Genomic DNA, 13,397 nt, shown 5'->3' on the forward strand with positions numbered 1-13,397 from the left:
CGTCGGCGCGACCGGGATCATGGTGTGTCACCGTGTGGCGGCCCCAGACGCTAGATTGGTTACACACTCACCGACCACCCGGAATGGAGTTGACGCAAGAATGGCGAACCCGTTCGTGAAGGCGTGGCGCTACCTGATGGCACTGGGTAACGCCAAGATCGACGAGAACGCAGACCCGAAGATCCAGATCCAGCAGGCGATCGAGGACGCACAGCGTCAGCACCAGGCCCTCTCCCAGCAGGCGGCGTCGGTCATCGGCAATCAGCGTCAGCTGGAGATGAAGCTCAACCGCCAGCTCGAGGAGATCGAGAAACTCCAGGCCAACACGCGCCAGGCGCTGACGCTGGCCGATCAGGCGACTGCGGCGGGTGATACGGCGAAGGCGCAGGAGTACACCAATGCGGCCGAGGCGTTTGCCGCCCAGCTGGTTACCGGAGAGCAGAGCGTCGAGGATCTCAAGGTGCTGCACGACCAGTCGTTGCAGGCGGCCGAGCAGGCCAAGAAGGCCGTCGAGCGCAACGCGATGATGCTGCAGCAGAAGCTCGCCGAGCGGTCCAAGCTGCTGAGCCAGCTCGAGCAGGCCAAGATGCAGGAGCAGGTGAGTGCGTCGCTCAACCAGATGAGCGAGCTCGCGGTACCTGGCAACACCCCGAATCTCGACCAGGTGCGCGACAAGATCGAGCGTCGGTACGCCAATGCGTTGGGCCAGGCCGAACTCGCGCAGAACTCCGTCCAGGGCCGCATGCAGGAAGTCGAGCAGGCAGGCGTCCAGATGGCCGGGCACGCACGACTCGAGCAGATCCGAGCCAGCATGCAGGGCGGGGCGCTTCCATCTGCCGGCACCGCACAGCCGGCCGCCCAGCCCGCGCAACCGTCCACACCGGCGACCGAACAGCCGCCCCAGACCGGCAACTGATCCGACCGGACACGATCCGACCACGACGAACGGCCTCCCGCCGAGTGGGGGGCCGTTCGTCGTCCGATGCGCATGCCGACCGCTGCATCCTGCGTCGGTCGGATGTGCGTGGCAGCGAGGAGATCCATGGCACGCGTGGCCATCGTGGCGGGACCTGATGCAGGACACGCCTTTCCGGCGTTCGCCCTTGCCGAACGTCTGGGAGCCGACGGCATCGCGACGATCGTGTACACGGGGCTGCGGTGGCGCGCGGCCGCAGCCGACCGGGGCATCGAGGTGCTCGAGCTGCCGGGCCTGGCCGTCGAGGACGGGGACGACGACACCGACGCGGGTGCGAAGCTGAGCGGACGGGCCGCCCGGATCGCGGTGTCGCTGGCGCCGGTGCTCGCCGAGCGCCGAGTGGACCTGGTGATCTCGGACGTGATCACCGTCGGGGGCGCGTGGGCGGCCGATCTCGTGGGGATCCCGTGGGTGGAACTGTCGCCGCACCCCCTGTACAGGCCATCGCGTGGCCTGCCGCCGATCGGCGCGGGCCTCGAACCCGGACACGGTTGGTCGGGCCGGCTGCGCGACAGGGCGATGCGGGCGGCGACCGCTCGATCGTTGCGACGCGGTGAGCGGCAGCGGGCGCGGGCACGCTTCGAGATCGGTCTCGGCACATCGATGTCCCGACCCGCGGCGCGCCTCGTCGCGACGTTGCCGGCGCTGGAGGTGTTCCGACCGGATTGGCCCGTACACGCACATCTCGCGGGTCCGTTGCTGTGGGAGCCGACCGAATCGGTGTTCGAGCGGCCTCCGGGGACGGCGCCGTTGGTCCTGGTTGCGCCCTCGACCGCGGTCACGGGCGCCGCGGCCATGGCCGACACCGCGATCGCCGCGCTGTCCGATGATGAGCTCGGATTCCCTGTGCGCGTGGTGCTCTCGGCCCTCGACCCGCCATCGTCGGGACGGTTGCCGGATCATGTGGTGGTCGCCACGGCGCGACAGGACGAGATCCTGCCCGACGCCGATCTGGTGATCTGTGGCGGCGGACACGGGATGCTGGCCAAGGCGCTCGCGGCCGGTGTCCCGGTTGTGACGGTTCCCGGCGGCGGTGACCAGTGGGAACTGGCGAATCGCGTGCAACGCCAGGGGAGTGGCCGTCTCGTCCGGCCGGTCGAGGTGCGGTCTCTCGCGTCGGCGGCGCGCGACGTGCTCACCGATCCGGCGTACACCGATGCGGCACGGCGCGCCTCGGTGTCGGCGGCGTGGGTCGTCGACCCGGTACAGGTTGTGCGGCGTCTGTTGCCGCGGTGAGAAGGTCGTCCGGCGTGGGTAGGCTGGCCGCGTGCGTCTGACCGAATTCACCGAGCTGATCACCGCCGAGTTCGGGGAGCTGGCGGCAGATTCGATCCTGGTCGATCACGTTCTCCTCGAGTTCGGTGGACGTACCGGGTCGCAGGCGATCGAAGGCGGTGCCGATCCACGAGATGTCTGGGTGGCCATCTGCCGAGACTTCGACGTCCCCCGCGAACGCTGGTGACGGCGATGCAGAGCTGCCGTCCCGCCACCCGCTGATCCGCGCGCAGCGATCTGCCCACGGGGCGTGTCGGTGCTTGCCATCGAACACATGTTCGTCCATTGTGGGTGTTGTCGGAACCACGGACTCCGGGCGTGCGTCAGACATTGAGACGACCAAGCGACGACGTGCGCAGACCGAAGTTGTCGGATCCCGTGGCTAACGTGCAACTCACATCAGCCACACACCCAGACCACCTGGCCGGTCATCGGCCCCGAGTTCGGAGGAGAACCCCATGGCAGCAGCACCCCAGGACAGGGAGAAGGCGCTCGATCTGGCTCTCGCGCAGATCGACAAGAACTTCGGCAAGGGATCGGTCATGCGGCTCGGCGAGGAGACCCGCCAGCCGATCGCCGTCATCCCGACCGGCTCCATCGCCTTGGATGTGGCCCTCGGTATCGGTGGTCTCCCGCGCGGCCGGATCGTGGAGGTCTACGGCCCGGAATCCTCGGGTAAGACCACCGTCGCCCTGCACGCGGTGGCGAACGCCCAGGCCGCCGGCGGCATCGCCGCCTTCATCGATGCCGAGCACGCTCTCGATCCCGATTACGCGGCCAAGCTCGGTGTGGACACCGACGCGCTGCTGGTGTCGCAGCCGGATACCGGGGAACAGGCGCTGGAGATCGCGGACATGCTGATCCGCTCCGGCGCGCTCGACATCCTGGTCATCGACTCGGTCGCCGCGCTCGTACCGCGTGCGGAGATCGAGGGTGAGATGGGCGACAGTCATGTGGGACTGCAGGCTCGCCTGATGAGCCAGGCACTGCGGAAGATGACGTCCGGCCTGAGCAACTCGAAGACCACTGCCATCTTCATCAACCAGTTGCGCGAGAAGATCGGCGTCATGTTCGGCTCCCCGGAGACCACCACCGGCGGCAAGGCCCTGAAGTTCTATTCCTCTGTCCGGCTTGATGTCCGGCGTATCGAGACGCTCAAGGACGGCACCGATGCAGTCGGCAACCGCACCCGCGTGAAAGTGGTCAAGAACAAGGTGGCGCCGCCGTTCAAGCAGGCCGAGTTCGACATCCTCTACGGCCAGGGCATCAGCAAGGAGGGGTCGCTCATCGACATGGGCGTGGCCGAGGGGTTCATCCGCAAGTCGGGTTCGTGGTTCACCTACGAGGGCGATCAGCTGGGCCAAGGCAAGGAGAACGCCCGGAAGTTCCTGCTGGAGAACGACGACGTCCGGGATGAGATCGAGAAGAAGATCAAGGAGAAGCTGGGCATCGGGGCTGTCGTCGACGCCGATGAGGTCGCACCCGCCCCGGTGGAATTCTGATCCAGCCGTGAGTGGTACCACATCGGACCCCGAGGAACGGACCGGTCCCAGCGCATGGGACGCGGCACTCCGACTCCTCGGGGTCCGCTCTCGTTCCCGGCAGGAAATGGTCGATCGGTTGACCCGCAAGGGTTTTGATGCCGAGACGGTGGACGACGTGATGATCCGCCTGGAGAGACATCAGCTGGTCGACGACACCGAGTTCGCCAACGAATGGGTGCGGTCTCGGCACACTCATTCGGGCCGCGGGCGTGTCGCGCTTCGTCAAGAACTCCGCAAGAAGGGTGTCGACGCCGGCATCATCGAAGCCGCGCTCGACGACGTGAGCCCCGACGACGAGCGCGCCGTCGCCGCCGAGCTCGTCGCCAAGAAGCTGACGCCCACGCAGATCGACCGACTGCTCGCCGATCCCGCCTTGCGTGACACCATGTTCCGGCGGCTGGCGGGCATGCTGATGCGCCGGGGCTACCCACAGTCGATGGCCATCGATGTCGTCACCGAGGCACTCGACGTCGTCACCGAGGCACTCGACGGTGTGAACACCGAGGTCTGACGATCACGGTGTGACCATCACGGCCACCGGGTTTTCGACCCGAACCGGCCTACTTCGGCCCGAACGTCGGCAGATTCTCCATGGCCGCGAGGTCGGCCGCCTCGGCGTCGGGGACCGCTCGCTTCGTCCGGCCCTGACGCAACCGCCGTTCGAGATAGGTGGCCAGCGACGACAACCCGAAGTTGATCACGATCATCACGATGGCGACCACCACCAGCGCGGGGAGGTAGTTCCCGTAGTACGACGCGGACTGGATGCCGGAACGGACCACCTCGATGTAGCCGATGGCGTATCCGAGCGCGCTGTCCTTCAACGCGATCACCATCTGGGAGATCAACGCGGGCAGCATCGCGGTAATCGCCTGGGGGAGCAGGACGATGCGCATCATCTGCGATTTGCGCAGACCCAAGGCCATGGACGCCTCGGTCTGGCCCTTCGGGAGAGAGTTGATCCCGGAACGCAGGATCTCGGCGATCACCGAACCGTTGTAGAGGGTCAGGCCGGTCACCACGGCCGCGAATGCGAGTTGTGACGACGGGAAGATCGCGTAGTCGGCGAACAGATAGTAGGCGAAGATCATCAGGATCAGCACCGGGATCGCGCGGAACACCTCGACGAACAGTCCGGACAGCGCCCGTAGCCATCGATGATCGGACAACCGGCCGATGCCGAGGATCGAGCCGAGCAGCAACGCCAGGACGATCGAGAGTGCCGCCGCCTTCAGCGTGCCCCACAGCCCGGGCAGGATGTAGGTGGTCCAGGTGGTCGACTTGACGAAGGGATTCCACTTCTCCGACGTCAGCTGGTCGTTGCCGCCGAGGATGTAGAGCACGTAGGCGGCAATCGCGATCAGGATGGCGATGAAGACGATCGCAATGATGCGATTGCGGATCCGCGCCTTGGGGCCCGGTGCGTCGTAGAGGACGGTTGCGTTGGAGCTCATCGTTTCACCGCCAGTCGTTTGGCCAGATACCCGAAGACGAAACCTTCGGTCAGCGTGATGATCATGAAGCCGATCGCGATGATCGCGAACACCGCGACGATCTGGTCGGAGAAGGTCTCGAGCTCTTCTTTCATCAGCAGCGAGGCCTCAGCCACTCCGATGACGGAGGCGATCGTGGTGTTCTTGGTCAGGGCGATCAGCACACTGCCCAGCGGCCCGATGACCGAGCGGAGCGCTTGCGGCAGCACGATGATGCCGAAGACCTGCGGGAACGTGAGTCCCAGGGATCGTGCGGCCTCCGCCTGGCCGATCGGCACCGTGTTGAAGCCCGACCGTAGTGTCTCGCACACGAATGTCGCCGTGTAGAGCACGAAGGCGAGGACCGCCAGCCAGAAGTTGTTGTTGTCGATGAAGTTCTCGTTGTCCGGTGCCAGGGTGAGACCGAGATTCTGGTACAGCCCGATGGAACAGAACAGGATGATCAACGTCAGTGGGGTGTTGCGGACCACGTTGATGTAGACCTCGGAGAAGCCGCGCATCACCGGGACCGGGGACACCCGCATCGCGGCCAGCAGGGTGCCCCAGATCAGCGCCCCGATCGACGAGAAGAAGGTCAGTTTCAGCGTCACCCAGAAGGCGGGCCACAGCTGCGGCCCCATATCCGCCCATAGTTCACTCATCGGCGATCAGCCCTTCCTCGTCAGCTCAGGCCCGGCGGGCACGGGGTGGAAGTGGAATCGAGGAACTCGAGATTCCCTGGATCGGGGGCGAACTTGTATTTCGAGTCCGGGGTGTCGGCCCGGGCGATCATCGAGTCCACCGTCTCGTTGCCGATGGCGTCGCGCAGCGCCCGATCCCACGGGGACCGGCCATCCGGGCCGGGGACGAGCATCGCGTCTATCGCCTCGTTGACCTTGGCCACGGCGTCGGGATACTCCTTGGCCATGCCGATTCCGTAGTACTCGGTCGAGAACGGTGTGCCCGCCTTCTTCAGTGCGTCCTTCACACACGCGTCCTCCGGATAGGACATGCCCACCAGTTTGAACTCGTCGGGGAAGAAGTTGGCATACCCGGCAAGGATCACCTCGTCGGTGGTCAGCGCGTCGACCTTGCCGCGGCGCAGCGCCTCCACGCACGACGAGTAGGAGTCGTATTCCTGCAACTGCACGTTGGGCAGCTGCGCCTTGACGTTCTGGGCGGGGGTCGAGCCGGTGACCGAACAGAGCTTCTTCCCGGCGTTCAGATCGGTCAGTGAGGTGATCGAGTTGTCGTCCTCCCGAACGAGCAGCCCCTGATAATTGATCAGGTACGGTCCGGCGAAGGCCACCTCCTTGGCCCGGGCAGTGGTGATCGAATAGGTGGCCGCGATCATGTCCACCTCGCCGTTGTCGATCAGGGTCTCGCGTTGGGCGGACGGTGTCTCGCGCCAGCGGATCTCGGGATGCTTGACACCCAACGAATCGGCGATGTGATTGACGACGTAGGTCGAGACCGACGGATCGAATCCGGTGACGGACTTGTCCGGGTTCCGGATGCCGAGGCCGGGCTGGTCGTACTTGGTGCCAAGGACGACCGAACCGCTGCGGATGGAGTCGAGCAGGTTCCGCGGATCGGTGTTGCCGCAGCCGGCCAGCGCTCCGGCGACGAGCGCGAGGGTGAGGGCGAGGATTCCGATTCCCGTGGCCCGGTGGGCACCACGAACCGACGTCGATGGTTTCGTGAACCCCATATCAGTGGCCCAGGATCTTCCCGAGGAAATCGCGGGCGCGTTCGGATCGGGGATTGGAAAAGAAGCTCTCCGGATCGGAATCCTCCACGATCGCACCGTCGGCCATGAAGATCACCCGATCGGCGGCCTTGCGCGCGAAGCCCATCTCATGGGTGACCACGATCATCGTCATCCCCTCCTTGGCGAGGGAGACCATCACGTCGAGTACCTCGTTGACCATCTCGGGGTCGAGCGCCGATGTCGGCTCGTCGAAGAGCATGATCTTCGGCGCCATCGCGAGCGACCGCGCGATGGCGACACGCTGTTGCTGGCCGCCGGACAGCTGGGCCGGATACTTGTCCTTCTGGCTCTCGATGCCGACGCGTTCGAGGAGTTCGAGCGCCCGCTTGTTTGCCTCGGCCTTGTTCTTCCTGCGCACCTTGGTGGGGGCGAGGGTCACATTCTGCAGGATTGTCTTGTGCGCGAAGAGATTGAAGGACTGGAACACCATCCCGACATCGGCGCGCAGGCGGGCGAGATCCTTGCCCTCGTCGGGCAGCAGTTTGCCCTCGACGTAGATCTCACCGCTGTCGACGGGCTCGAGACGGTTGATGGTGCGGCACAGTGTGGACTTGCCCGAGCCCGATGGGCCGAGCACCACGACAACCTGGCCGGCCGGGACCTCGAGGTTGATGTCCCGCAGCACATGCAGTGATCCGAAATGCTTCTGAACGTCTTTCATGACGATCATCGGTTGCGATCCGGACGTCGGTTCGGTCGTCGCGGGTTCCTCGATCGGCGAATCGGTCATAAGGAATCACCCTAGTGTGAGCGGGGCAGTACGTCCTGCTCATCGGCCGTCCGAGTGTCGAAAGGCGGATTTGCGCAGGCCCGTACCCTGGGAGGCGTGAGTATCGAGTTGTCCGAGCGGCGTGGCGCCCCCGACGCCGGAGCCGGCGTCGGGTCCGACGTCGTCGCCCCCGTCCGCAGCTATCAGGTGCGGACCTACGGCTGTCAGATGAACGTGCACGATTCGGAACGTATCGCCGGACTCCTGGAGGACGCCGGATACACCAAGGCGCCCGACGACGCCGATGCTGATCTGGTCGTGTTCAACACCTGTGCCATCCGCGAGAACGCGGACAACAAGCTGTACGGAAACCTGTCACATCTCGCGCCCGCGAAGTCGGAGCGGCCCGGCATGCAGATCGCGGTCGGCGGGTGCCTCGCGCAGAAGGACAAGGACACGGTGCTGCGCAAGGCGCCGTGGGTCGATGTGGTGTTCGGCACGCACAACATCGGTTCGTTGCCCGCACTGCTCGAACGTGCGCGACACAACGAGTCGGCACAGGTCGAGATCCTCGAGTCACTCGAACGGTTCCCGTCGACGCTGCCCGCCAAGCGTGACTCGGCCTACTCCGGTTGGGTGTCGGTCTCCGTCGGCTGCAACAACACCTGCACGTTCTGTATCGTGCCGTCGCTGCGCGGCAAGGAGGTCGACCGCAGGCCCGGCGACGTCCTGGCAGAGGTCCAGGCGCTCGTCGACCAGGGCGTCAGCGAGGTGACCCTGCTCGGTCAGAACGTGAACGCCTACGGGATGTCGTTCGCCGATCCCGACCAGCCCCGCAACCGCGGCGCCTTTGCGGAGTTGTTGCGGGCCTGCGGGAGCATCGAGGGTCTCGAACGCGTCCGGTTCACGTCGCCGCATCCGGCCGAGTTCACCGACGACGTCATCGAGGCGATGGCGGAGACGCCCAACGTCTGCCCGCAGTTGCACATGCCGCTGCAGTCGGGCTCCGATCGCATCCTGAAGTCGATGCGGCGCAGTTACCGGCAACGCAAGTTCCTCGGCATCCTCGACAAGGTGCGGTCGGCCATGCCGAACGCCGCGATCACCACCGACATCATCGTCGGCTTCCCGGGTGAGACCGAGGAGGACTTCCAGCAGACGCTCGACGTGGTCGCCGCGGCACGGTTCTCCAGCGCGTTCACCTTCCAGTACTCACCGCGCCCCGGAACACCTGCCGCCTCGATGCCGGATCAGGTCCCGCCCGAGGTGGTCGGGGAGCGTTATCGACGGTTGATCGACTTGCAGGAGGAGATCTGTCTCACCGAGAACCGGGCCATCGTGGGCCGTGAGGTCGAGCTACTCGTCGTCGCCGACGAGGGGCGGAAATCGGCCGACACCCGGCGGATGACCGGTCGGGCGCGCGACGGGCGTCTCGTTCATTTCGCCGCGGGGGAGCGGGTCGGAAGCGATGTGATCCGTCCGGGCGACGTGGTGACGACTCACGTGACCGCTGCTGCCCCACACCACCTCATCGCCGATGCGGGGGTGGTGACGCACCGCCGGACCCGTGCCGGAGATGCCCACGAGACGAGCCGCACGCCGACGACACCGCCGGTCGGAGTAGGACTTGGTCTACCGACGATCGGTGCGGCGCCTGTCGAACCGGTCGCCACCGGATGTGCAGGAGGTTGTGGCTGATGGCCGACACGAGTGACCGTCCAGAGGACGGAACGGGCAGGGGCGACGTGCCCGCCGACGGTGACAGCGCGACCGATGCGGGCCGCTTCGCCGAGTACGAAGGGGATCTGCGGAAGGCAGAACGCAAGGTCGCCGGCGAGATCGATCCCGGCATGCGCGCCCTCGTGGTCGCGGTCGCGGTCCTCGTGGCGATGCTCTCGCTCGTGCTACGGCACACCGGTTCCGCGAGCGGTATCGACGTGCTGACGTTCTCCCCGGACGCGGCGGCCGAACGGGTCACCATCACCTCGAAGGTGTTCGTCTATTTCGTCGCCGTCTTCGGGATCGGCGCCTCGGTGCTGGCGTTGCTGACCCGGCGCTGGATCATCGCGTGGATAGCGCTGTGTGGCAACGCGATCGCGTGTGTCGCCGGAATGCTCGCCTGGTGGTCACGGAACACACCGGGCGTCGGGGGAGTCCAACCGCCGTCAGGCGTCGGTATCGGGCTGATCATCGGGTGGCTGGCCGTCTTCGTGCTGACCTTCCATTGGGCCCGGGTCGTGTGGGCCCGCAGCACCTATCACCTGGCACTCGAGGAAGAGCGGCGCAAAGAGGCAGCGACCCGCGACGCCCTGGCGCGCTCGTTGCAGCGCAAACCCGGTCAGGACAGCTGAGAGTTCAGGAGAGCTGCCGGGTCAGCGGTCGGCGATCGCACTGGCCGCGGCGTCGGCCCACTCTTTCCACTGGGCCGCCTGGTCGCGGAGTTTGGCGGCGTCCTTCGCCTTGCCGCGCTCCTCGGCCTTGCGAGCCTGATCCTCGATCTGGGCCGCGCGGTCAGCGAACTGTGCGGCCCTGGCCTGCGCTTCGGGATCGGTGCGCTGCCACTGGGCGTCTTCGGCGTCGCGAATCCGCTTCTCCAGCGCACGGGCCCGGCCCTCGAGGCCGCTCATCTGTTCCCGCGGCACCTTGCCGATCTCATCCCACTTGTCGCGGAATGCCCGGAACTCGCGCCGCGCGGCGTCGAGATCCGACGCCGGATTGATGGTCTTCTCGGCCGCATCGAGGAGGGCGATCTTTGCGGTGGCATTGGCCGCGAACTCACTGTCCCGCTCGGATGTGGCGGCGTTGCGTGCCGAGAAGAACACATCCTGGGCGGCCTTGAAGCGTTGCCACAAGGCGTCGTCGGCGTCGCGCGGGGCTCGACCGGCCGCTTTCCATTCGGTGAGGAGCTCACGGAACTTGCCCGACGTCGGGCCCCAGTCGGTGGAGCCGGACAGTTCCTCGGCGCGCCCGATCAGTTCCTCCTTGCGGGCCTTGGCACCGGCCCGCTCCCGGTCGAGCTCGGCGAAATGGGCGCCGCGACGACGGTTGAAGGCGTCCCGCGCCTTGGCGTAGCGCTTCCACAGGGCATCGTCGGTCTTGCGATCGACTCCCTTGATGGTCTTCCACTCGTCGAGAATTGCCCGGAGCCGGTCGCCTGCCGCCTTCCACTGTGTCGAATCGGCGCCGATCTCCTCGGCTTCGGCGGCCAGCAGTTCCTTGCGCGCGATCGCCTCGGTGCGCAACCGGTCGCGCTCGGACTTGATCGAGTCGGCCACCTCGTCGGCACTCCCGACGATCAGGTTCAACCGCTCCTCGAGCGCCCCCACGTCGCCGATGACCGCCGCCGTCGGCAGCGCGTCGAGCAGGTGTTGAGCGGCCGCCTGGGCTTTCCGTGGATCGCCGGACCGCGCCGCCAGGCGCTCCTCGAGTATCTCCACCTCGGTGGCGAGGTCATCGAACTTGCGAGCGAAATGGGCGAGCCCTTCCTCGACCGAACCCGCTTGCCAGGAACCGATGTCCCGTTCGCCGGAGGCCGCCTTGAGCCAGACCACACCGTCCGCGTCGATCCGCCCGAACTGATGCGGATCCCCGTGCGGAACGGGGGTCGGCACCGGCGGCAACTCGCTGGGACGGGGGTGCGGACCCGGCCTGGGACCGGGTTTCGGTCCCGGCCTCGGCCGCGGTCGTGGCGTCGCATCCTCTGGCGACGGCGACGGACCAGGTGTCGCCGCGGTGTCGGCAGGGGTCGTCGACTCCGTCACCTCGGAGGCATTTGTCGGATCGGTCGGATCAGTCATGTGCAGGTGCCCTCTCCCGCAGGTTGGTTGCCGCGCGTCACGGCTGCCGTCGCATCGATACCTCTGTGGCGCCCGGCGTCGACACGGAGGTCTACCCATTCAAACAGGTCAGCGCTCTTCATGGGGCCGCTGCCACGACATTGCACCGCGACACCGGTGCTGAGTGCGCCTCATCGCTCGACTAGCGTCGTGGGCGTGCTGGCGTCCGTGGTCTTCGTGCCGAGTGCTCCTCTGCTGGTGCCGGCTCTGGCCGGCGGCCTCGCCGTCGACACCGACGAGGTGCGCGCAGCGACCCGGGCGGCGGGCCGAGATCTGGCCGCGACGGCGTCGACGTGGATCGCCGTCGGCGCCACCGATACCGACGCCGACCAGGTCGGCACGGCCGGGACGTTCCGGCCCTACGGGGTCGATGTGCCGGTGTTTCTCGACGCGGCTGACGCCGGTGGTCGAGCGGACGACACCCGCGGCCTGCCGTTGTCGCTGCTGATCGCGGGCTGGCTCCGTGCCGAGGCCGGGGCAGACGTCGTCACCCCCGTCCCGGTGGCACCGGGCGAGACGCCTGCCCGGTGTGCACAACTGGGTGCCGAGCTCGCCGGCCGGGTGGACGGCGAGTCGGAGCCGATCGGCGTCCTCGTCGTCGGCGACGGTGCGATCTCGTTGTCGCCGCGGGCTCCCGGCGGCGGCCTGCGGGAAACCGGCGTGCGTCTGCAGGAGATCATCGACGACGCGCTCGGCACCGCCGACGTCGCAGCACTCGCCGGGCTCGATCCCGAGGTGTGCGCCGCCGAAGGCGTTGGCGGGCGACCGGTCTGGCAGGTCGCGGCAGCGCTGTGCGCCGGTCGTCGGATGCACGGCGAACTGCGATACGCGCGCGCGCCCTTCGGGGTGGGTTACGTTGTCGCGGTCTGGACTCCGCAATGACCACTCCGATCCCGGTTGCGGTCGTCGGTCCCACTGCGAGCGGCAAGTCGGATCTCGCGCTCGATCTCGCGGAGCGACTCGACGGCGAGATCGTCAACCTCGACGCGATGCAGCAGTACCGAGGGATGGACATCGGGACGGCGAAACTGACGGTGCCGGAGCGCCGAGGGATCCCGCATCACCAGATCGATGTCCTCGACGTGACCGCGACGGCGACCGTCGCGCGGTATCAGCAGGCTGCCACGGATGACGTCCAGACGTTGCTCACCGCGGGCCGGACCCCGATCCTGGTCGGCGGGTCGATGATGTACATCCAGGGGCTGCTGGACAATTGGCGGTTCCCGGCGACCGACGCCGATGTGCGGGCGAAATATGAGGCGATGCTCGCCGACGTGGGGGTGGCCCGTCTCCATCAGCGTCTCGCCGAGGTCGATCCGCAGGCGGCGGCGTCCATCCTCGCCACCGATGGCCGACGGATCGTGCGTGCCCTCGAGGTCGTGGAGATCACCGGTGAACCGTTCGCGGCGTCGGCACCCACCATCGGAGACCCTCGGTGGGGTACGCGAATCCTCGCTCTCGACCGGGAGACCGGCGCCCTGGACGAGCGGATCCGGTTGCGCACCCGGCAGATGTTCGCCGGTGGGCTGGAAACGGAGGTGCGCGACCTCTGCGAGGTCGGACTACGGGAGGGCCGGACGGCCTCGCGGGCCATCGGATATGCACAGGTCCTCGCGGCTCTCGACGGCGAACACGACATGGCGACGGCCGAGGAGCTCACCTTCATCGGGACGCGGCGCTACGTTCGCCGGCAGCGTTCGTGGTTCCGCCGCGACCATCGCATCATCTGGCTCGACGCTGCGGAACCCGACCTGATCGACGCCGCACTCCGGGCGATCGGCCACGGCTGATCGGTGCGTGGCCGGGGCCCGGAG

General features: G+C 67.0%; 14 protein-coding genes. 9 read left to right on the plus strand and 5 right to left on the minus strand.

The genetic code is table 11. The features are described from left to right. Positions 1-100: 100 nt before the first annotated feature. The 5 genes from IDF66_RS19515 to IDF66_RS19535 all read left to right on the plus strand — a co-directional run bounded on the left by IDF66_RS19515 (position 101) and on the right by IDF66_RS19535 (position 4,306). Complete coding sequence (locus IDF66_RS19515) at positions 101-916, plus strand: PspA/IM30 family protein (RefSeq protein WP_190268251.1); 816 nt, start codon at positions 101-103, stop codon at positions 914-916. A gap of 126 nt (positions 917-1,042) precedes the next feature. Then, positions 1,043-2,212, plus strand: coding sequence for a glycosyltransferase (locus IDF66_RS19520; protein ID WP_190268252.1), 1,170 nt, complete (start codon positions 1,043-1,045; stop codon positions 2,210-2,212). Between the two features lie 31 nt (positions 2,213-2,243). After that, a complete protein-coding gene (locus IDF66_RS19525) occupies positions 2,244-2,438 on the plus strand; it encodes a DUF3046 domain-containing protein (protein ID WP_164308325.1) in 195 nt (64 codons plus the stop codon). A gap of 271 nt (positions 2,439-2,709) precedes the next feature. Continuing rightward, positions 2,710-3,753 (plus strand): recombinase RecA, encoded by a 1,044-nt coding sequence (recA, locus tag IDF66_RS19530; RefSeq protein ID WP_161059303.1) that lies wholly within the window; start codon positions 2,710-2,712, stop codon positions 3,751-3,753. After that, positions 3,722-4,306: a regulatory protein RecX gene (locus IDF66_RS19535; RefSeq protein ID WP_190268253.1), complete on the plus strand. Its 585-nt coding sequence runs from the start codon at positions 3,722-3,724 to the stop codon at positions 4,304-4,306. The genes recA and IDF66_RS19535 overlap by 32 nt, the downstream gene beginning before the upstream one ends. A gap of 49 nt (positions 4,307-4,355) precedes the next feature. On the opposite strand, the gene IDF66_RS19540 is transcribed toward IDF66_RS19535, so the two are convergent. The 4 genes from IDF66_RS19540 to IDF66_RS19555 are packed head-to-tail and all read right to left on the minus strand — an operon-like array spanning position 4,356 to position 7,708. Continuing rightward, on the minus strand, positions 4,356-5,249 hold the full coding sequence (locus tag IDF66_RS19540) for an amino acid ABC transporter permease (protein WP_190268254.1): 894 nt from the start codon (positions 5,247-5,249) through the stop codon (positions 4,356-4,358). Then, positions 5,246-5,929, minus strand: coding sequence for an amino acid ABC transporter permease (locus IDF66_RS19545; protein WP_190268255.1), 684 nt, complete (start codon positions 5,927-5,929; stop codon positions 5,246-5,248). Before IDF66_RS19545 ends, IDF66_RS19540 begins: the two co-directional genes overlap by 4 nt. 20 nt (positions 5,930-5,949) lie before the next feature. Continuing rightward, entirely contained in the window at positions 5,950-6,978 is a 1,029-nt protein-coding gene (locus tag IDF66_RS19550; protein ID WP_190268256.1) for a glutamate ABC transporter substrate-binding protein, read from the minus strand. 1 nt (position 6,979) lies between these two features. After that, positions 6,980-7,708 (minus strand): amino acid ABC transporter ATP-binding protein, encoded by a 729-nt coding sequence (locus tag IDF66_RS19555; RefSeq protein ID WP_190268388.1) that lies wholly within the window; start codon positions 7,706-7,708, stop codon positions 6,980-6,982. Between the two features lie 156 nt (positions 7,709-7,864). Between IDF66_RS19555 and miaB the strand changes: the two genes are divergently transcribed. Next, on the plus strand, positions 7,865-9,445 hold the full coding sequence (gene miaB / locus IDF66_RS19560) for a tRNA (N6-isopentenyl adenosine(37)-C2)-methylthiotransferase MiaB (RefSeq protein ID WP_190268257.1): 1,581 nt from the start codon (positions 7,865-7,867) through the stop codon (positions 9,443-9,445). After that, positions 9,445-10,098: an Rv2732c family membrane protein gene (locus IDF66_RS19565; protein ID WP_223309862.1), complete on the plus strand. Its 654-nt coding sequence runs from the start codon at positions 9,445-9,447 to the stop codon at positions 10,096-10,098. Before miaB ends, IDF66_RS19565 begins: the two co-directional genes overlap by 1 nt. Before the next feature lie 21 nt (positions 10,099-10,119). On the opposite strand, the gene IDF66_RS19570 is transcribed toward IDF66_RS19565, so the two are convergent. Continuing rightward, positions 10,120-11,544 (minus strand): DUF349 domain-containing protein, encoded by a 1,425-nt coding sequence (locus tag IDF66_RS19570; protein ID WP_164308332.1) that lies wholly within the window; start codon positions 11,542-11,544, stop codon positions 10,120-10,122. 195 nt (positions 11,545-11,739) lie between these two features. On the opposite strand from IDF66_RS19570, the gene IDF66_RS19575 reads away from it, so the two are divergent. Continuing rightward, on the plus strand, positions 11,740-12,465 hold the full coding sequence (locus IDF66_RS19575; protein ID WP_190268258.1) for a class III extradiol ring-cleavage dioxygenase family protein: 726 nt from the start codon (positions 11,740-11,742) through the stop codon (positions 12,463-12,465). Then, complete coding sequence (gene miaA, locus IDF66_RS19580) at positions 12,462-13,373, plus strand: tRNA (adenosine(37)-N6)-dimethylallyltransferase MiaA (RefSeq protein WP_190268259.1); 912 nt, start codon at positions 12,462-12,464, stop codon at positions 13,371-13,373. Before IDF66_RS19575 ends, miaA begins: the two co-directional genes overlap by 4 nt. Positions 13,374-13,397: the final 24 nt, after the last annotated feature.

This window comes from Gordonia hankookensis, assembly GCF_014673215.1.
GTDB classification, from domain to species: Bacteria; Actinomycetota; Actinomycetes; order Mycobacteriales; family Mycobacteriaceae; genus Gordonia; species Gordonia hankookensis.